The organism is Bacillus seohaeanensis (genome assembly GCF_042684945.1).
Taxonomy (GTDB): domain Bacteria; phylum Bacillota; class Bacilli; order Bacillales; family Bacillaceae_B; genus Rossellomorea; species Rossellomorea seohaeanensis.
On the sequence record NZ_JBHUMF010000030.1, the window covers coordinates 136,996 to 156,607 of the forward strand.

General features: G+C 37.4%; 17 protein-coding genes and 1 riboswitch. Of the genes, 1 reads left to right on the plus strand and 16 read right to left on the minus strand.

Annotated features, from left to right (window positions below; translation table 11 throughout):
- Positions 1-13: 13 nt before the first annotated feature.
- The 8 genes from ACFSUL_RS12220 to ACFSUL_RS12255 form a co-directional block, all read right to left on the minus strand.
- Positions 14-1,120 (minus strand): GerMN domain-containing protein, encoded by a 1,107-nt coding sequence (locus tag ACFSUL_RS12220; protein ID WP_377935781.1) that lies wholly within the window; start codon positions 1,118-1,120, stop codon positions 14-16.
- A gap of 226 nt (positions 1,121-1,346) precedes the next feature.
- A complete protein-coding gene (gene racE / locus ACFSUL_RS12225) occupies positions 1,347-2,141 on the minus strand; it encodes a glutamate racemase (RefSeq protein ID WP_377935784.1) in 795 nt (264 codons plus the stop codon).
- 9 nt (positions 2,142-2,150) lie between these two features.
- Positions 2,151-2,594 carry a MarR family winged helix-turn-helix transcriptional regulator gene (locus tag ACFSUL_RS12230; protein WP_377935786.1) on the minus strand — a complete coding sequence of 148 codons (444 nt, stop codon included), beginning with the start codon at positions 2,592-2,594 and terminating at the stop codon, positions 2,151-2,153.
- Positions 2,595-2,952: 358 nt separating this feature from the next.
- The gene (locus tag ACFSUL_RS12235; RefSeq protein ID WP_014097816.1) at positions 2,953-3,177 is read right to left on the minus strand and encodes a helix-turn-helix domain-containing protein; all 225 of its coding nucleotides are present in this window, start codon (positions 3,175-3,177) and stop codon (positions 2,953-2,955) included.
- 384 nt (positions 3,178-3,561) lie between these two features.
- On the minus strand, positions 3,562-5,358 hold the full coding sequence (locus tag ACFSUL_RS12240; RefSeq protein ID WP_377935789.1) for a bifunctional metallophosphatase/5'-nucleotidase: 1,797 nt from the start codon (positions 5,356-5,358) through the stop codon (positions 3,562-3,564).
- A gap of 275 nt (positions 5,359-5,633) precedes the next feature.
- Positions 5,634-6,401: a succinate dehydrogenase iron-sulfur subunit gene (gene sdhB / locus ACFSUL_RS12245; protein WP_377935791.1), complete on the minus strand. Its 768-nt coding sequence runs from the start codon at positions 6,399-6,401 to the stop codon at positions 5,634-5,636.
- Entirely contained in the window at positions 6,401-8,167 is a 1,767-nt protein-coding gene (gene sdhA, locus ACFSUL_RS12250) for a succinate dehydrogenase flavoprotein subunit (RefSeq protein ID WP_377935793.1), read from the minus strand. Before sdhA ends, sdhB begins: the two co-directional genes overlap by 1 nt.
- A 68-nt stretch (positions 8,168-8,235) precedes the next feature.
- Positions 8,236-8,844, minus strand: coding sequence for a succinate dehydrogenase cytochrome b558 subunit (locus tag ACFSUL_RS12255; protein WP_071411125.1), 609 nt, complete (start codon positions 8,842-8,844; stop codon positions 8,236-8,238).
- A gap of 359 nt (positions 8,845-9,203) precedes the next feature.
- Between ACFSUL_RS12255 and ACFSUL_RS12260 the strand changes: the two genes are divergently transcribed.
- Complete coding sequence (locus tag ACFSUL_RS12260; RefSeq protein WP_377935796.1) at positions 9,204-9,647, plus strand: YslB family protein; 444 nt, start codon at positions 9,204-9,206, stop codon at positions 9,645-9,647.
- An 81-nt stretch (positions 9,648-9,728) separates the two neighbouring features.
- On the opposite strand, the gene ACFSUL_RS12265 is transcribed toward ACFSUL_RS12260, so the two are convergent.
- The 8 genes from ACFSUL_RS12265 to ACFSUL_RS12300 all read right to left on the minus strand — a co-directional run bounded on the left by ACFSUL_RS12265 (position 9,729) and on the right by ACFSUL_RS12300 (position 19,431).
- The gene (locus tag ACFSUL_RS12265) at positions 9,729-10,967 is read right to left on the minus strand and encodes an aspartate kinase (protein ID WP_377935798.1); all 1,239 of its coding nucleotides are present in this window, start codon (positions 10,965-10,967) and stop codon (positions 9,729-9,731) included.
- A 174-nt stretch (positions 10,968-11,141) separates the two neighbouring features.
- Positions 11,142-11,320: riboswitch (Lysine riboswitch) on the minus strand.
- Positions 11,321-11,391: 71 nt separating this feature from the next.
- Positions 11,392-13,182: an excinuclease ABC subunit UvrC gene (gene uvrC / locus ACFSUL_RS12270; protein ID WP_377935800.1), complete on the minus strand. Its 1,791-nt coding sequence runs from the start codon at positions 13,180-13,182 to the stop codon at positions 11,392-11,394.
- Positions 13,183-13,378: 196 nt separating this feature from the next.
- Entirely contained in the window at positions 13,379-13,693 is a 315-nt protein-coding gene (gene trxA, locus ACFSUL_RS12275; RefSeq protein ID WP_071411121.1) for a thioredoxin, read from the minus strand.
- Positions 13,694-14,102: 409 nt separating this feature from the next.
- Positions 14,103-15,083, minus strand: a complete 981-nt coding sequence (locus ACFSUL_RS12280; protein WP_377935803.1) for an electron transfer flavoprotein subunit alpha/FixB family protein — start codon at positions 15,081-15,083, stop codon at positions 14,103-14,105.
- 99 nt (positions 15,084-15,182) lie between these two features.
- Positions 15,183-15,956, minus strand: coding sequence for an electron transfer flavoprotein subunit beta/FixA family protein (locus ACFSUL_RS12285; RefSeq protein ID WP_377935805.1), 774 nt, complete (start codon positions 15,954-15,956; stop codon positions 15,183-15,185).
- Between the two features lie 185 nt (positions 15,957-16,141).
- Positions 16,142-16,915 carry an enoyl-CoA hydratase gene (locus tag ACFSUL_RS12290; RefSeq protein WP_377935807.1) on the minus strand — a complete coding sequence of 258 codons (774 nt, stop codon included), beginning with the start codon at positions 16,913-16,915 and terminating at the stop codon, positions 16,142-16,144.
- Positions 16,916-16,937: 22 nt separating this feature from the next.
- Positions 16,938-17,525 carry a TetR/AcrR family transcriptional regulator gene (locus ACFSUL_RS12295; RefSeq protein WP_377935809.1) on the minus strand — a complete coding sequence of 196 codons (588 nt, stop codon included), beginning with the start codon at positions 17,523-17,525 and terminating at the stop codon, positions 16,938-16,940.
- Between the two features lie 211 nt (positions 17,526-17,736).
- Entirely contained in the window at positions 17,737-19,431 is a 1,695-nt protein-coding gene (locus ACFSUL_RS12300) for a long-chain-fatty-acid--CoA ligase (protein ID WP_377935811.1), read from the minus strand.
- Between the last annotated feature and the right edge of the window lie 181 nt (positions 19,432-19,612).

Below are 19,612 nucleotides of genomic sequence, written 5' to 3' on the forward strand. Positions count from 1 at the left end.
AAAAATCCCCAAATTAAAAACTAACAGCATTGATATTTTCAGGACGAGAAACTGGTTCCGTTACTGTTTTTCCATCTTTACTAACAGATGTCGCTTCTCCATTCACCAATACAGATACTTCTTTAATACCTTCTTGTTCTGTTAAGGAAAGTACAAGTGAATTAAGCATATGTTCCGAAACTAATTTTTCTTCAATACTACCATAGACCGCTTCGTTAAAATTCAGCGTAACGGTCCCATCTTTTATTTTTGGATCATCAAGAAGGGCAGCTCCTGTAAAATCACTGACTAAGGACGACGCATAGCCCGGTCCTTCAATTAACTGTTGAACAACGCTTTTCACATCATTTTCTTCGTTTGCGCTAACACGTTTGGTTACCGGTACATAGTACGATTGATCCCCTGTTTGAGATACGTAGTAAACAGTCAGTGGTTTCGTGTTCGTAACATCTACAACTCCGGAAGTGTCTACATTAATACCAACTTCCCTTGTCAGCCCACTTTCATTGATTGGTGTATTACTAACAGGCATTTCAGTCAGTGGGTATCCATTCATTGTTAATTCTACTTTTTCGACTGAGTCAAACTGTGTTAATGTCCATGTTACCGCTTCTAAAATTTTCTTTTCGTCTTCAGGTTGATAATTAGCAAATTCTTTAGAAAAGTCAGCGGTTGCTTTTCCGTCCTTAATATTGACGCTCACCTGTGTTTCAGCAGGTAGAACTGCTCGAAATCCATTTGGTAACATATTTTGGACAGGACCGTCAGCTACCAAATATTCCAACGCTTGTTTTGCCACGCTCTCTGTTTTTGGCAGCGGCAATGCTTGTGATACAACATAACCATTTTCATCAATTAAATATAATTCCGTCATAACTGTTTGTTCAGCAGCGTCTTTCTTACTTACATCTTTCCCCTCTTCTTTTCCTTCCTTGGAAGTGTTTGCTTTGTCACCCTCTTCTTTTGTTGTATCTACTTTTTCCCCTTCCTCTAAATAGGAAACATCTTTTGGTGGATCGATCTTTTCTTTATCACCAAAGCTCAATAACCCGCATCCTGATAAGTACAACGATGATGCTAATACCGTTATAACTACTGTAGACTTTGCTTTTTTCGACATGAGGAAACCTCCTAAAGACAGTTTGTACTACATGTATACGAGCTCTATCTTTAAATTAGACCAACCTGTTAAAAATAATCTAAATAAGTTTGATAGAAGTCAATAAAACGGTATCAACTTGAAAAGGAGCGTCATTTAGTCACATCAGACAAAGTAAAGGGTTCCGACATAGACGCCCAAGACTATTTTTCATAATCTAAAAAACCATTCGTTTAGACTAGAAGTCTTATAAACGAATGGTTTTAACAGTAACGGTATCGATTTTCAACCAGTCAGACGCTATTTTAGAAAAAATTGCAGGAGATCCTGTAGAAAAAAAGCGATGATTTGGTGCTTCTTTCCCTTTATGTAATAACTGATAATAATCAAGGATAGTACTAGCCTCTCGGGCAGTTTCATCCCCTGAACTTATTACTTCTACTCCATTACCCATAAAATTCTGGATTTTATGTTGTAATAAAGGATAATGTGTACAGCCTAATATTAATGTATCAATTTTTACCCCTCTAAGTGGCTCTAGGGTTTCTGCAATAATATTATCAGCCATAGCACTGTTGTACTCACCACTCTCCACTAATGGTACAAACTTCGGGCAAGCTAATGATATGACCTCTATTTCCTCATGTATAGAATGAAGTGCTTCCACATATGCACCACTTTTAATCGTACCAATCGTCCCTAAAACACCGATTTGATTATTATATGTTTGTTTTATTGCCGCTCTTGCACCAGGCTGAATAACCCCAATGACAGGTATTTTCACTGCTGATTGAATTTCTTCTAGCACAACCGCTGTTGCTGTATTACAAGCAATAATTAACATTTTAATATCATATTGAAGAAGAAACCGGGTTAATTCCCAAGTAAAACGTTTAACTTCTTCCACTGGTCTCGGTCCATACGGGCACCTCGCAGTATCACCTAAATAGTATATGGTTTCTTTAGGAAGTTGTCTCATAACCTCTTTGGCTACTGTTAGACCGCCAACTCCAGAGTCGATAATTCCTATTGGTTTGTTCACATTTTTCCCTCATTCTACTTTCATTTCTTGATGTAATTTAGCCATGCTTTTTTTCAGAATTTCAATTTCATCGGAAGTAAAATTTTTAAGTACGCTTTGTAAATAAGCCTGTCTCTTACTTATTACTTCCTCAATAATCCGCTCCCCTTCTTCCAGCATATGGATACGAACAACACGGCGGTCATTTTCATCCTTTACTCTCTCGACAAGCTTGTTTTTTTCCATTCTATCAACTAAATCAGTTGTTGTACTACACGCCAAGTACATTTTATTAGAAAGTTCCCCAATCGTCATGTCTCCTGCTTCATAAAGCCACTGCAGTGCAATAAATTGAGGCGGTGTAATCGTATAGTGACTCAGAATTTCTCTTCCCTTTTGCTTAATAATTGAAGATATGTATCTTAAATCTTTTTCAATATCTGCAAAAATTTCTAATTTAGGTAAATCATTCATTTTCTGCAACTCCTCACTACTACGCTTTAAAGCATATATCCCTAACTAGCATTTTCACCTTTTTACAAGAAAATTTCAAGTTGTACTCATCAAAACGGACCTACAGTTATTTTCCATTTACGGGAATAATGAAACAAAACTTCATCAGTGTGAGATTCATTTCTATCACTGATGAGAAGTCAAACCAAAGATAGTATCCCACCGTTCAATTATTTGCACTAAAGACTGCGCGTTACTTATCATTCATACATAAAACTATATCTCAAAAATTTAAAAGAGACTGACCCTTTATTTCTCCCTTCCATAAGACTTATATAACAAAAATCTTATGTGAGTTTTTTAGAGTCAGTCCCTTAACTTAAAGCTTGAGTTCCCCCATGCGAAGAAGCTCCACAACAGCTTGTGATCTCCCCTTCACTCCAAGCTTTTGCATGGCGTTGGAAATATGATTTCGAACTGTTTTTTCGCTTATAAATAGTTCACTAGCGATTTCCTTTGTTGTCTTATCTTGTACTAACAGTTCGAACACTTCTTTTTCTCTTTTGGTGAGCAATGGTTTGTGTGTAAAGTCATTGTCCTTCAATTATGGTAACCCTCCTTGCCTTCGCCAGCTTTAAACCGCGGGGATGGGTATTGTCGGTCGTCACGATATCATATGTAAAGTCAAGGTTTAGAGTGACATGGAGGTGGTATCAAAATCAAAAAATAGGCATAAAATCCATCACGCTGGAATATTAGCTAAACACACATTGAAGACATAAGTTTTTCCCTCTTTCTAAGGACATACTTTCCCCGTCTCCTTGGATATCTCTGAACTTCTTCCCACAAAACATAAGCCCTCACTTTCATCTATCCCCATATAATGAATAGTCCCTGAAGGCTATCTGTTTGTTAATACGGGATTAAAAAACAGACGATCTCGGGATAATCCGGCGTCTGTTCTTTATTCCTATACTATTTAAATAACTTAAGCTGTTACCTCATCTCCTTTACAAGGTTCATGCCCTTTTTTCTTTCCATTACCTTTTTTATGATTATCTTGTTTATCGTGCCCTTTTTGTTTGCCCGGATGAGGATTTTCACAAATATTCTTTTCAGGCATTTCACCCTCAGCTATTCTTACCTCAACTTGTGGTGAAATTGGACTGTTTGCCTCAAGATATTCTGCCATTACTTCATAGTCTACAAAGAATAGCTCCTTCATTCTCCCTTCATCCTTAGCATTTCTAAACACAGTATAACCATCACCACCATCTGCAACAAAAGCATTTGTGGCTACATTGTACATGGAGACTGGATTAATTGCTTCATAGCTACTACCTGTCTTCACTTCTACCCCGTATACACGTTCTCCGGCAGGCTGATTAGGATCAAAACTGAAGTGTAGCCCCGAAACTTGCATAAATTGACCTGCTTCCTCCTCTACTCGAGATACACTATGTTCCAATGCCTGGATAATTTCTTCTCCAGATAACTCCAATGTTACTAATGTATTTCCAAAGGGCATTACAGTTAACACTTCTCCAAGAGTAACATCCCCTTTGTTGATTGAGGCTCTGATTCCACCACCATTTTGCATCGCAATTTGAGTTGGAATCGATTCGTTTGCTTTTGAAAGCATCGCATCTGTTATCGCATTCCCTAAATTTGTTTCTTGAGTGCGAACATCAACTCTTTCCCCGTTTAGCGGTACTTCAGTATAACCGACTACTGTATTTTTAAGTTCTTCAATTGGTTCACTCAATTCTTGCAAACGGAGTGAAGCCCATTCATCTGCTGGATACGTATATTTTCCATCCTCATTTTGTTCTAAAATATCCAGCAACGTTCCATTCCAAGATGTGATGATTCCTTTATCATTAAAATTCACTTGAAGCTTCCCTAAATATTGTGCATATTCGCTTGCTTGTACAATAACTGTTGGTTCTGTTGTTTCATTGACAACGATTGGTTCTATCAGTTTTGTATGAGTATGGCCACCTACTATAACATCAATCCCCTGTACATTCTCTGCTAATTTTTTATCTGCCGTAACGCCAAGATGGGAAAGGACAATGATATGATTAATACCTTGTTCTTTAAGAAGAGAAATAGTTTCAAGAGCCTTTTGCTGTGCATTTTCAAATACAACGCCTTCACTTGGGTTCGCTAAAAACTCTGTTTCCTCTGTGGTTAACCCAATTATTCCTACTTCAACACCATTTACTTCTTTAATAATTGCTGGATAGATCTTCCCTCCCCCACTTGAAACCCCAATCTCATTTTTCTTGAGAGGGGATAACTCTTCATCCTTTTCGACATTAACGTTGGCACTAACAATCGGGAAGTTCGTTCCTTTAATAAAGTCAGCCAACACGTTACTTTTTTTATCAAATTCATGGTTTCCAAAAGTCATGGCATCATATCTAATCTTATTCATAAACTCTAGATCTGCTTGCCCTAGATACTGATTGAAATATAGAGTTCCAGAGAAAACATCACCTGCATTTAATAACAATGCATTTGGGTGCTTTTTCTTTTCGGTTTTGATAGCCGTATGCATATAAGGTACATTCTCCAAATGGGCATGAGTATCATTTGTATGTAAAATCGTTAAGTCCGATGTGTTCTTCTGTTGTTGAAAAGCTAACTCATCATGAACAGAAGCTCGGATAGTAGGCGAAGTTGTGTTTGCCGTAACCGTATCGGCAAGTGGCAAAACCAAACCTAACACTATAAAAAAAGCTGTTATTAATGCTAAACCTTGACGCGTATTCCTTCTCATTTCCTTTTCCCCCTTACTAAGAATAAAGTAAACCTTGATAACTTCCTACCTTATATTCTTCCGAAGAAGAAGGATTCTTTCGACTGTTTTTTCAAAAAGTTCAAAAAATCACTCCCTATATAACCTATCGCTAGGTAATTCCTCAACCTTTATACCTAATCCCTCCTCACTCCAGCGATTCTATAGACCTATATTTATATGCTTTCCCATTGAATATTGTATCTAACAAAAAATAAAGCACTCGCTCCAAAGAGCGAGTGCTTTATTTAAAACTATTAATCAACCATGTGGTCGCTTCCAAAGAAGTTCTTAAACATTTGGAAAGTCGTCTCACGATTCAATGCAGCAATCGATGTTGTCAAAGGAATTCCTTTTGGACATGATTGTACACAGTTCTGTGAATTACCACAGTTAGCTAGTCCACCGTCTCCCATAATTGACTCTAGTCTCTCATCTTTGTTCATTGCTCCAGTTGGATGTGCATTAAACAAACGAACTTGTGACAATGGAGCAGGACCAATAAATTCAGATTTACTGTTTACGTTTGGACACGCCTCTAAACAAACACCACACGTCATGCATTTTGATAATTCATATGCCCATTGACGCTTTTTCTCTGGCATACGAGGACCAGGTCCAAGATCATATGTGCCATCAATTGGAATCCATGCTTTTACCTTTTTCAAGGAATCAAACATGCGACTGCGATCTACTTGGAGGTCACGTACGACAGGGAATGTACGCATTGGCTCTAAACGAACTGGTTGTTCTAATTGATCAATAAGGGCTGTACAAGACTGCCTTGGCTTCCCATTGATAACCATTGAACACGCGCCACAGACCTCTTCAAGACAGTTCATATCCCAGTTAATAGGAGTTGTTTTTTCTCCTTTTGCATTGACTGGATTACGACGAATTTCCATAAGTGCAGAAATAACGTTCATATTTGGTCGATAATCTAATACAAATTCTTCTGTGTATGAAGAAGTTTCAGGGCTGTCTTGACGAGTAACGATAAAACGAACCGTTTTCTTTTCACTCATCACTTTTTACCCCCTTCACTTTTTTTAGTATAATCACGTTCACGTGGTGGAATTAGAGAGATATCTACATCTTCATAATGAAACTCTGGTGAATTCGTTTCAGCGTTATATTTTGCCATTGTTGTTTTTAAGAATTCTTCATCGTTACGTTTCGGAAATTCTGGTTTATAATGCGCTCCCCGACTTTCATTACGGTTAAGTGCTCCAATAGTGATGACACGTGCTAGTTGCAGCATATTTTGAAGCTGGCGTGTAAACGTAGCCCCTTGATTGCTCCATTTTGCTGTATCCGTAATATTGATATTCTTATAGCGTTCCATTAGCTCTAGAATTTTTTCGTCTGTTTCTTTAAGCCTGTCATTATGACGAACAACTGTTACATTCTTTGTCATCAATTCTCCAAGCTCTTTGTGAATAAGATACGCATTTTCAGTTCCGTTCATAGACAGGATATTATTCCATTTCTCCTCTTCTTGTTTTACATAGCGATCGAAAACAGAAGATGGAATGGAGTCAACACTCTTTTCTAAACCTTCAACATATTTAACGGCATTCGGTCCAGCAACCATACCACCGTAAATAGCAGATAATAGAGAGTTCGCACCTAAACGATTCCCTCCGTGCTGTGAATAATCACATTCTCCTGCAGCAAATAAGCCTGGAATATTTGTCATTTGATCATAATCTACCCATAATCCACCCATTGAATAATGAACGGCAGGGAAAATTTTCATCGGTACTTTACGAGGATCGTCCCCCGTAAACTTTTCGTAGATTTCAATAATTCCACCAAGTTTAATATCAAGCTCTTTTGGATCTTTATGGGAAAGGTCTAGGTAGACCATATTTTCACCATTAATACCAAGTTTTTGATTCACGCACACGTCAAAGATTTCACGAGTCGCAATATCACGTGGTACTAGATTTCCGTATGCTGGATATTTCTCTTCAAGGAAGTACCATGGTTTACCATCTTTATACGTCCAAACTCGTCCACCTTCACCACGTGCAGACTCACTCATAAGACGGAGTTTATCGTCACCCGGAATCGCTGTAGGATGAATTTGAATAAATTCACCATTTGCATAATAAGCACCTTGTTGGTATACAATGGATGCTGCTGAACCTGTATTAATAACAGAGTTAGTAGATTTACCAAAAATGATTCCAGGTCCTCCAGAAGCCATTATTACTGCATCTGCAGGGAAAGATTTAATTTCCATTGTTTTAAGGTCCTGACATACAACACCTCTTGCAGCACCATCATCATCAATGACCGTACCTAAAAATTCCCATCCTTCGTACTTATTAACAAGACCGGCAACTTCATGACGACGAACTTGTTCATCTAATGCATAAAGTAATTGCTGTCCAGTTGTAGCTCCAGCAAACGCTGTACGGTGATGTTGTGTCCCCCCAAAACGACGGAAATCTAGTAATCCTTCTGGGGTACGATTAAACATAACTCCCATACGATCTAGCAAATTAATAATTCCAGGTGCTGCATCACACATCGCCTTAACTGGTGGTTGATTTGCTAAGAAGTCTCCACCATATACTGTATCGTCAAAATGTATCCAAGGAGAATCCCCTTCCCCTTTTGTATTGACAGCACCATTAATACCACCTTGTGCACAAACAGAGTGTGAACGCTTTACAGGCACTAAGGAAAATAAATCCACTGGCGCTCCTTCTTCTGCTGCTTTAATTGTGGCCATCAAACCGGCAAGTCCTCCGCCGACTACGATGATTTTTCCCTTACTCATCGTGACTCACTCCTTTTCTAACCAAAGTCCACTACTATTTAAATCTATCAATCTTATATAAGCATTTCCTATACAAACGCTAAAAGAGTTCGTATTGATACGAATGACAATGCTACAAAAATGATAATCGTAGCGTATGTAGCAATTAACTGCGAGCGAGGTGAAACAGTGATTCCCCAGCTTACTAGGAATGACCATAATCCGTTCGCGAAATGAAAGATAGTAGAAATAATACCAACAACATAAAAAGCAAACATAACAGGAGACGCTAAAATATTCTCCATCATTTGAAAGTTTACTTCTGTTCCAAAAGCAGCTGCTACTCTAGTTTCCCATACATGCCATGTAATGAAAATTAAAGTGATAACTCCTGATACACGCTGCAGTAGGAACATCCAGTTGCGGAAAAAACCTAATTTGCTAGTATTGTTCTTTGCAGTAAAGGCAATGTACAAGCCGTAAATTGCATGGAACAGTATTGGCAAGAAGATCACAATAGTTTCTAAAGCATACCGGAAAGGCAAACTTTCCATAAAATGAGCAGCTTTGTTGAAAGATTCTTCTCCTCCAGTAGCAAAATGGTTCACTACTAAGTGTTGAATCAAAAATATACCTACGGGAATAACACCTAGTAATGAATGAAGCCTACGATAATTAAATTCACGATTTCCAGCCATGATATACCCCCCTTAAATCCTGAAACATGAATCTGTTTTCTTTTGCCCTATAAAAGAAATTTAATAGAAATAAGATACCACGTTTCATATTATAAACTATTATGTGACAAGTTCATTTTACTCCCAAGCGAAAGAAGCGTCAAGAAAACGTATACATAAAATTGACAATATCGAAAAAATTTTTAAAATATACCGACAACATAAAAAAGCGTATTTATTCTAGATTAATTAGCAAAGAACTCATTCAAAATCCCTATAAAAATTATCTCACCAAAATATCCCACTCCGTTTTTTTAAAGATTGGTGTTCATTCCCTTCTAACACGTATATAATAATTTTAAAGAAAGTGGGGGATTTATTTGGAAAATGAAAATAACAAAGAACAGGTACAAGAACCAACCATTCCAATTTTCGGATACGAAATTATCCGTGATATTTTAATTCCAGAAATTTTAGGTAAAAATACACCTGATATTTTATATTATGGAGGCAAACAACTCTCCCGAAAGTTTCCGTTAATTTCCCAAGATGAATTCTCTTCATTTTTTCATGAAGCAGGCTGGGGAATATTAACGGTGCTGGAACAAAAAAAACACGAAGTTATTTATGAATTAAGTGGTGAACTTGTCTCTCGCCGAATTTCATTAAAATCTGATGTCTCATTTAAAATGGAAGCTGGTTTTTTGGCTGAACAACTACAGCTACAAAAAAAAGTCATTACAGAGGCTGCTTACGAAATTCAAAAACGAGCAAAAACAGTAAAAATTATCGTTCGTTGGGATGACAAAGATAGTATAGAATAGTTATACATACCTACACTTTTATCCTTTAGTCATGCAAAATAGAGATGCCAAAATTTGGACATCTCTATTTTTTTATCCTTTTCAAGAGGAGTATTGTTCTACCTTTACTCTATCCAAATCAAAAGCTGTATGTAGTACTTTGGCTGCTTTATTCATATTCTGTTCATCTACTACAGCTGAAACTTTTATTTCAGATGTGCTGACCATTTTAACGATAATATCGTGTTCAGCAAGTACCTCAAACATTTCTGCAGCAACTCCAGGGTTAGAGATCATTCCAGAACCGACAATAGAAACTTTTGCAAGTCCGCTCTCATGTTCAATATGAGTAAAGCCTAGTGTTTGTTTATTATCCTCTAAAACAGAAATTGCCTGCCCCAGATCGTGTTCGTGGATAGAAAATGACAAATTTGTACAATTCTTTTCTGTCTGACTTTGAATAATTATATCAACATTGATATGATGCTTGGCTAAGGTAGTAAAAATAGAGGATAGACCTGTTATAGCATTCTTTAATCCAAATACAGTCATTCTTGTAATTTCGTTTTCAAATGCGACTCCTCTAACAATTAAATTTTGTTCCATTGTTGCTTCCTCCTCTATTAAAGTCCCTTCCACTTTTTCTATACTTGAACGTACTTCTAATGGAAGTTGATAGTTTTTTGCAAATTCGACTGCTCTAGGGTGAAGAACTCCCGCACCCAAATTAGCTAGCTCCAACATTTCATCATAGGAAACAGAAGTTAATTTTCGAGCATTTTCAATGTAACGCGGATCTGATGTATAGACACCATCCACATCTGTATAAATATCACATCGCTCAGCATGTAAGGAGGCCGCAAGTGCAACCGCAGTAGTGTCAGATCCTCCTCTTCCAAGCGTTGTAATTTCGCCAGAGGCAGTCATCCCCTGAAACCCAGCAACAACAATAATCTTTCCTTCATTTAAGCTTTTTTTCAACTTTACCGTATTAATTTCTGTGATTCGGGCGTTGCTGTGAACTGCTTCCGTCACGATACCTGCTTGCCATCCAGTATATGAAACAGCATCATATCCTTTTTGTTGGAGAGCCATAGCAAGAAGAGAAATGGTAACTTGTTCACCTGTTGAAAGCAGCATATCCATTTCGCGTTTACTCGGATGACTTGTAATATTACTTGCTAATTTGACTAATCCATCCGTCGTTTTCCCCATTGCTGATACAACAACTACTACATCATTTCCTCGCTGCTTTTCTTCAATAACTCGATTAGCAACATTGATAATTTTTTCTTCAGAGCCTACTGATGTTCCGCCAAATTTCTGTACAATAATACTCACGGTTTCTCCCTCTTTCTCGTTAGAATCATTCCCTTTTATAAGGGGAATGGAGAGGTCACAATATTGAATAGTATTCGCAAACGGTTCAATCACCATCAGCTAGATACTAAAAAAAGCAATGAGATAGAGATCCCATTGCTTTTACAAACGCAGAAAAAATTACGTTTAATAGCATTGTGAGATAGCTCTCCAAGATTTTTCACATCTTGACAATTCTGCATTTCTTAAACGCAGAACCAGCGACAGTATTATGAGTTTACCACCACTTCGGCGACCTCCCCTTTCTAAGCACATCATTGAAGCTCATACCTCTCTGCGCCTATACTTATGAAGCTCGCACCTCTATCATCACTTTTATAACTTTAAAGTGATAATTTTATGAAATTTTCATTTATTATAGCACAGGTGCTTCATTGCAACAACATCATTCTTGCAACTTTTGGAAAAGATTTTTTGCTGTACGTTCAGGTAAACCAGAAGCTATTAATTCCTCTAGTGTTGCTTCCTTAATTTTCTTTACAGAACCAAAATGTTTTAATAACTGCTTTTTTCGTTTTGGTCCTATTCCTTCTACTTCATCTAAAATTGATTGAAAAGCATTTTTCCCTCTAAGTTGTCTATGAAACGTAATCGCAAAACGATGAACTTCGTCTTGAATTCTTTGCAATAAATAAAACTCTTGGCTTCGTTTTCCCAATGGGATAATTTCAAGAGGATTTCCATAGAGGAGCTCAGATGTTTGATGTTTATCATCCTTCGCTAACCCTGCTAATGGGATGTCTAAAGCAAGTTCATTTTCTAATACATCCCGCGCTGCTTCTATTTGTCCTTTTCCACCATCAATAATAATTAAGTCCGGGAGAGGTAATCCCTCTTTCAGGGCCCTCGAATACCTTCTTCGAACTACTTCCCTCATAGATTCATAATCATCTGGACCCTTCACAGTTTTTATTTTATATTTTCGATATTCTTTTTTTGCAGGCTTTCCGTCTACAAATACAATCATCGCAGAGACCGGGTCCGTCCCTTGAATATTCGAATTATCAAAGGCTTCTATTCGGTATGGTGTATAAATCCCCATTGCTTCTCCTAATTTTTCTATTGCTTTAATCGTTCGTTCTTCATCACGTTCTATAAGAGCGAACTTCTCATTTAATGCCATTTTTGCATTTTTTTCCGCAAGATGAACAAGATCTTTTTTCTGACCTCTTTGGGGCTGAAGTACTTTAATTTCAAGTAACTTAGAGGCGAGCTCTCCCTCTATTTCCGTTGGTAAAAATAGTTCTTTCGGTTTAAAGTGGTTTGACATGGAATAAAATTGCCCTAAATATGTTAAAAACTCTTCCGTAGGTTCGTTATAAATAGGGAATAAAGAGACGTCCCTCTCAATAAGCTTCCCTTGGCGAACAAAAAAAACTTGTACACACATCCATCCTTTATCAACCGCATACCCAAAAATATCTCTATCCGTAAAATCTGTCATCGTCATTTTTTGTTTTTCCATTGTTGCTTCGATATGTGCAATTTGGTCACGAAATTCTTTTGCCCGTTCAAACTCAAGATTTTCTGCCGCTTCGTTCATTTTTTCTGACAGTTGCTCTTTTATTTCTTTATAACCACCATTTAAAAAACGAGTAATTTCTCCTGTCATCGTTTTATACGTATCTTGACTTACTTCCTTTACACATGGGGCCAAACATTGTCCCATATGATAATAAAGGCATACACGGTCAGGGAGCGTAGAACATTTTCTTAATGGATAAAGGCGGTCAAGCAATTTTTTTGTCTCATTGGCCGCACTTACATTTGGATAGGGTCCAAAATATTTTCCCTTTCCCTTTTGCACCTTTCTCGTAATAATCAGTCTCGGATGTCTTTCTGCTGTAAGCTTTATAAACGGATAGCTTTTATCATCCTTCAACATAACATTATATTTCGGATCATACTTTTTAATTAAATTCATCTCTAAGACTAATGCTTCTAGATTGGAAGAAGTTAGAATATATTCAAAATCCTCAATTTCACTGACAAGTCTTTGTGTTTTAGCATCATGTGACCCTGTAAAGTAGGAACGGACACGATTTTTTAATATCTTTGCTTTACCTACATAAATGATTGTTCCTTGCCTGTCTTTCATCAAATAGCAACCAGGTTGCCCAGGCAACAGAGCCAATTTATTCGATATATTACCGTTCAAACCTTTCCTTCCTTTCATTAGTTTTTTATATGAATGAAAATATTTTATTACTATATTAACAAGCAGCGATTCCAACTAATAAAGAATTCACTTGATATAAATATTAGCTTAACACCCACTTTAATTGAAGTCTATTTCAAGAGAGGATCAGGAATTTTTCCCTAAATAAAAAACTGGGCCTGAATTTCAGGCCCAGTTCGAAAAAAAATTCAATTTATGCGTGTTTTGTTAGTAGTTCCGCAAGAGCTTCTTTTGGTTGGAAGCCGATAACTTTATCTACTTCTTCACCGTCTTTTAGGACAATCAGCGTCGGGATACTCATAACACCGTATTTACTAGCCGTTTCTTGATTTTCATCAACGTCAACTTTTACGATTTTTACTTTGTCACCCATTTCGCTATCTAACTCTTCAAGTACTGGAGCAATCATTTTACAAGGTCCGCACCATGGTGCCCAGAAATCTGCTAGTACTAAACCTGAATTTGTTTCATTAGTAAATGTTTGATCTGTTGCATGTGTAATTGCCATTTATATTCGCCTCCTAATTATCTTTCAATGTAACGCTAGTATATCACCGTTCCAACTACGATGCTAATTTTTTGCTCGTTGGTAATATACCCATCTTGTTTATATGTATGCAACATGAAAAGCGGAAGCGCCTTGATTAGCTCCCACAAGTATAAGTCAAGCATCTGGAAAAGGCGCTTTTTTTCCTTTTGGGGATGCTTAGCTTATGACCTCAAGGGGCTAGCCGCACGTGCTAGACAAAAACTAAAAACGGAACTACCTTTATTAACTGACAGTCAAATCTTCTGAGGAAGGAAAAGTGCCCGGTACCCTCCCATCAATATAAAATACCTCATTATATAACTAGGGTACTATATTGAATTAAATGGGAGAAACCAGACACTTCTCGGTCATCCATATACTTTTAACATTAAGAGGATGCTACTTTTAGCTTTTTAAACTCTTCTGTTAACATAGGTACAACTTCGAAAAGATCGCCTACGATACCATAGTCTGCAACATTAAAGATATTTGCTTCTGGATCTTTATTAATAGCAACAATTACTTTACTGTTTGACATTCCAGCTAAATGCTGAATTGCTCCCGAAATACCACAAGCTATGTATAAATCAGGAGTTACTACTTTACCTGTTTGACCAATTTGTAAGGAATAGTCACAGTAATCAGCATCACAGGCTCCACGTGATGCTCCAACAGCACCACCTAATACATCGGCAAGCTCTTGTAATGGTTGGAATCCATCTTCACTTTTAACACCACGTCCCCCCGCAATGATTACTTTCGCTTCTGATAAATCGACACCTTCGCTCGCTTTGCGTACCACGTCTTTAATAATTGTACGAAGATCTTTAATTTCAGCTGTTACGGAAGATACCTCTCCAGAACGAGACTCATCTTTTCCTAACGCCTCTATATTGTTGGGACGGATTGTAGCAAAAACCACGCCATCTGTTACAATTTTCTTTTCAAATGCTTTTCCTGAATAAATCGGTCTAGTGAAAACAAGATTTCCACCTGCTTCTTCCACACCAGTAGCATCTGAAATTAATCCCGTGCTTAATTTACTTGCAATTTTAGGTGAAAGATCCTTTCCTAGTGCAGTATGACCAAAGATAATTGCTTCTGGGCTTTCTTGGTCAATTACTGTCATCAATGCTTGCGAATAGCCATCAGATGTATATTGTTTTAACTTCTCATCCTCTACTACTACCACTCGATCTGCTCCATATTGAATTAACTCGTTCCCTAAAGCGCTTACAGAATCGCCCAATAAAACACCAACAACTTCTCCGCCTTCTGAAACAGTCTTTCCAGCTGCTACCGCTTCGAACGATACATTACGTAAAGTTCCGTCACGTACTTCTCCTAGAACTAAAACTTTTCTTCCCATGATCTCTACCCCCTGATTGTAAATGGTAAATACACTGTTTAAAATTCTATCGTTTTAACTCGAATGAGTTTACTAATCTATCATTTTTATCCAGGAACTTTAGACTACTTTTGCTTCGTTACGTAAAAGCTGTACAAGTTCTGATACTTGATCCGTTAATTCACCTTCAAGTACTTTACCAGCCTCTTTTTTAGGAGGTAAGTAGATTTCAATTGTTTTTGTTTTAGCCTCTACATCATCTTCATCCAAATCTAAATCATCAATCTCTAGCTCTTCTAACGGCTTCTTCTTAGCCTTCATAATTCCAGGAAGGGAAGGGTAACGTGGTTCATTTAAACCTTGTTGAGCTGTCACAAGAAGTGGAAGTGATGTTTCAATGACTTCTGAATCCCCTTCAACATCACGGACAACAGTTACTTTATCACCATCAATATCGAGCTTTGTTATTGTTGTGATGAATGGAATGTCCAATTGGTCGGCAACACGCGGACCTACTTGACCTGATCCACCGTCTATTGCAACATTACCTGCTATAACTAAATCTACTTCTTTCCCCTTTAGATACTCTGATAAAATTTTTGCGGTAGTAAATTGGTCGCCGTTTTCGACATCATCTTCGGTATTAATTAAAACAGCTTTGTCAGCCCCCATTGCTAGTGCTGTTCGAAGTTGTTTTTCACCTTCTTCGTTTCCAACCGAGACTACTGTTACTTCCCCACCATGTTGATCACGAACGGTAATAGCTTCTTCAATCGCATATTCATCATAGGGGTTGATGATAAATTCTGCCCCATCCTCGTTAATTTGACCGTTTTGAATAGCGATTTTTTCCTCAGTATCGAACGTTCTTTTCATAAGTACAAAGATGTTCATTCTAATATCCCCCTCCTGATAATTTAAAACTTTCAATCCTTTGTTAAGATTCCGAAAATTGATTGTACACTATTAAGAAGCTACTCTACAGAAATTGAGATATCCTCCTAATAGTGATCCTCAGGTTCTTCCATCATTTGGAGCGCTCTCCACTGATAGAAGGTACCCTTTTATAATAAAGTAAATTACTTCCCTTGAAAAGATGGTTCTCTTTTATTTATAAAAGCATCAATACCTTCTTTGGCATCTTCGGATACAAAAACTTCACCAAACGCGCTAGCTTCTCGCTCTACTCCCTTATAAAAACTATCATCCTTTGTATAGCTTAATAATTCAATAGTAGCTTTGACGGCGATTGGACTTTTCTTAGCAATCTTTACAGCAAGTTCTCTCGCTTTATCGAACAGCTCTTCTTCCGGATACGCTTTATTAGCCAGTCCCCATTTAACAGCTTCCACACCAGAAATTGGTTCGCTTGTCAGAAGCATTTCTGCTGCTTTTGCTGAACCAACAAGTTTTGGAAGCCTTTGTGTACCAGCAAATCCCGGAACGAGTCCCAGCTGGAGCTCAGGCAAGCCAAGTTTTGCTTTTTCACCTACTAATCGAATATGACAACCCATCGCTAGTTCAAGTCCGCCACCTAATGCAGCCCCATGAATAGCAGCAATAACAGGCTTAGAGAAGTTTTCAATTTTCTCGAATACATCCTGCCCTTTTTTCGATAGCTTTGCGAAATCTTCCCCGCTTTCTACTGTAGTAAATTCTTTAATATCAGCTCCTGCAGAGAAAAATCTCCCTTCCCCTTGCAATAAAACAACTCTAACCTCCGTATTATCTTTCAGTTCATCGAAGAGCGAGTCTAGTTCAGTGATTAATTCACTTGCAAGAGCATTTGCTGGCGGTCTATTAATCGTGACTTTTGCAACATTCTCTTCTAAAGTCCATGATAATAACTCCATCCTTCTAACCTCCTAAACGAATTTAATATTTGCCTCCCACAGCATTTAATAGAAGTCTGTGGATAGCAGGTGCCTGTACTATTAAATCGTATTTCTGATCGTTCATCACCCAAGTTGTTCCCATTTCATCGAGCGTCCCGAAAATCATTTGACGGGCTAATCGAATATTAAGATCTTCAGAAAACTCTTTTGTTTCAACGCCATTAATCAAGATTTTATCTATAAGCTCTAAATATCCTTTTAAGACCTTATTAATTTTTAATCTGATATCCTTGTTTGATTGACGAAGCTCCAGTTGAGTAACAATTGCCAGATGATGATTTCCAGACAAATGTCTGCAATGATATTCGATCAATACTAATAACTTCTCCGCAGCTTTTTGTTTTCCTGCTATACCTTCCTCAATTCTTTCAACAAATTGTCCCATCTTTTCTCTGAATAAGGATATGAGGATGTCTTCTTTGTTTTTAAAATAAAGATAAATAGTACCGTCTGCTACACCTGCTTGTTTAGCAATCTTAGAGACTTGGGCTTGATGGTACCCATTTTCAGCAATTACTACGACGGCAGCATCAATAATTTGTTTATATTTCGGTTTATTTCGTTTCATTCTTTTGACCTGCCCTGTCTTATTTTTTAATTTATTCTCCTTCGTAACTAATAGTATTAGGAGAATTACCTTGTTCTAAGTGTTGATTATTGATTAATCAATGGATATGAATGACCATTCATTCATATTTTAATAATAAAATTATTCTGCAAAATTGTCAAGAATAGAATCTTGTCCATTTTACAGTGAAAAAGAAAGAGGAATTCCTCTTTTATTCGTTTAGTTTTTGTTCATCATCAAACTTTTTTCTTTCCTCTTCTACTAATGTTCTTCTTAAAATTTTTCCGACCGCCGTCTTCGGAAGCTCTTTTCTAAATTCATATATTCTCGGCACTTTATATGCTGCTAAATGCTTTCGTACAAATTCATTTAAGTCCTCTTCTGTTACAGAAGCGCCTTCCTTCAAAACAATATAGGCCTTTACTGTCTCCCCTCTATAGGGATCTGGGACACCTGCAGCTACAGCTTCTTGAACATCTGGATGTTCATAGAGTACTTCTTCAATTTCTCGCGGATAAATATTAAACCCTCCAGCGATAATCATGTCTTTTTTACGATCTACTACATAGAAATATCCTTTCTCATCCATGTATCCCATGTCACCTGTCAGCAGCCAACCATCACGTAAAGTTTGTTCCGTATCTTCAGGTCGATTCCAATATCCTTTCATAACTTGCGGACCTTTTACAGCAATTTCTCCAATTTCGTTAGGAGGTAACCGTTCCCCTGTTTCTAATGAAAATATTGCGGCATCAGTATTTGGCCATGGCACACCGATACTCCCTTTTACTCGCTCTTTATCCCATAGAAAGTTAGAATGGGTAACAGGTGACGATTCCGTTAATCCATACCCTTCCACCAATTTTCCACCAGTAACTTCTTCAAATTTTTGCTGAACTTCAACTGGTAACGGTGCTGAACCACTAATACAGGAATCAATAGATGAGAGATCATATTTTTTTAAGTTTGGATGATTTAGCAGTCCGATATAAATAGTCGGCGCTCCTGGAAATAATGTTGGTTTTTGTTTGTGAATGGTTTTTAAAGTCGTTTCTGCATCGAACTTCGGAAGTAATACCATTTTGTAAGCTTGCATAACAGATAAAATCATTACTGTCGTCATTCCATACACATGAAAAAATGGCAGGATTCCCAGGACAGTTTCTTCTCCTTTTTTACATTTATACATCCATACATCACACATTGCCGCATTTGCAACTAAATTTTCATGAGAAAGCATAACACCTTTCGGAAAACCAGTTGTGCCTCCGGTGTATTGAAGAAGAGCTAGGTCTTCCTCAACATTAATTTCCTCCTCCTTATTTAAAGGAGGTTCCTTCATAATAGTATCAAACAAATGGAATTGGTCTGTTTGCTCCACCTTAACAACAATTCCATACTGCTTCTTTTGCATAAACGGGTAGATAAGATTTTTAGGAAACGGAAGATATTCCTTGATAGCGGTTACAATTATGTGTTGGAGTTCTGTTTCTTTCATTACTTTCGATACCCTTGGGAACAAAATATCAAGAGTTAGAATCGCTTTTGCTCCTGAATCCTTCATCTGATACTCTATTTCCCGTTCCATATATAATGGATTTGTTTGAACGACAACACCTCCTGCATAAAGAATACCATAATATCCAATAACAGACTGTGGAGTGTTGGGTAGCATAATTGCTACACGATCTCCTTTTTGAATTCCAATTTTTTTTAGATAACCTGCAAATTTCAATGCCATTTCATGCAACTTTACATACGTAATTTCTTTCCCCATAAAGTGAATGGCTGTTTTATTAGGGAAATTCTTAGCGGAATCGGTTAAGTAAGCTTGAACCGGCTTACGGGAAATCTCTAATGCAGCAGGTATTTCAGACGGGTACTGATCTAACCATGGTCTAGACAAATGATTCCCTCCCTTTTCTAACTCTAAAATAGTTTTCAGAAAATTAACTCTTCCTGCTATTATAATATATAGGGACTTCGGTTACAATTTTAAAAATAATAACCTCAAACTTTTATACTAGTCCACAACAAGTTTCTATAAATCTTAATTGCAGTTCAACTCCCCAGAACAAATGGACCTC

What these genes read in the sequence shown, in the direction of transcription:
- ACFSUL_RS12220 (WP_377935781.1), bottom strand. Translation starts at nt 1,120, where the DNA reads ATGTCGAAAAAAGCAAAGTCTACAGTAGTTATAACGGTATTAGCATCA.
- ACFSUL_RS12230 (WP_377935786.1), bottom strand. Translation starts at nt 2,594, where the DNA reads ATGAATGATTTACCTAAATTAGAAATTTTTGCAGATATTGAAAAAGAT.
- ACFSUL_RS12240 (WP_377935789.1), bottom strand. Translation starts at nt 5,358, where the DNA reads ATGAGAAGGAATACGCGTCAAGGTTTAGCATTAATAACAGCTTTTTTT.
- sdhB (WP_377935791.1), bottom strand. Translation starts at nt 6,401, where the DNA reads ATGAGTGAAAAGAAAACGGTTCGTTTTATCGTTACTCGTCAAGACAGC.
- sdhA (WP_377935793.1), bottom strand. Translation starts at nt 8,167, where the DNA reads ATGAGTAAGGGAAAAATCATCGTAGTCGGCGGAGGACTTGCCGGTTTG.
- ACFSUL_RS12255 (WP_071411125.1), bottom strand. Translation starts at nt 8,844, where the DNA reads ATGGCTGGAAATCGTGAATTTAATTATCGTAGGCTTCATTCATTACTA.
- uvrC (WP_377935800.1), bottom strand. Translation starts at nt 13,182, where the DNA reads ATGAAAGGAAGGAAAGGTTTGAACGGTAATATATCGAATAAATTGGCT.
- trxA (WP_071411121.1), bottom strand. Translation starts at nt 13,693, where the DNA reads ATGGCAATTACACATGCAACAGATCAAACATTTACTAATGAAACAAAT.
- ACFSUL_RS12280 (WP_377935803.1), bottom strand. Translation starts at nt 15,083, where the DNA reads ATGGGAAGAAAAGTTTTAGTTCTAGGAGAAGTACGTGACGGAACTTTA.
- ACFSUL_RS12285 (WP_377935805.1), bottom strand. Translation starts at nt 15,956, where the DNA reads ATGAACATCTTTGTACTTATGAAAAGAACGTTCGATACTGAGGAAAAA.
- ACFSUL_RS12290 (WP_377935807.1), bottom strand. Translation starts at nt 16,915, where the DNA reads ATGGAGTTATTATCATGGACTTTAGAAGAGAATGTTGCAAAAGTCACG.
- ACFSUL_RS12295 (WP_377935809.1), bottom strand. Translation starts at nt 17,525, where the DNA reads ATGAAACGAAATAAACCGAAATATAAACAAATTATTGATGCTGCCGTC.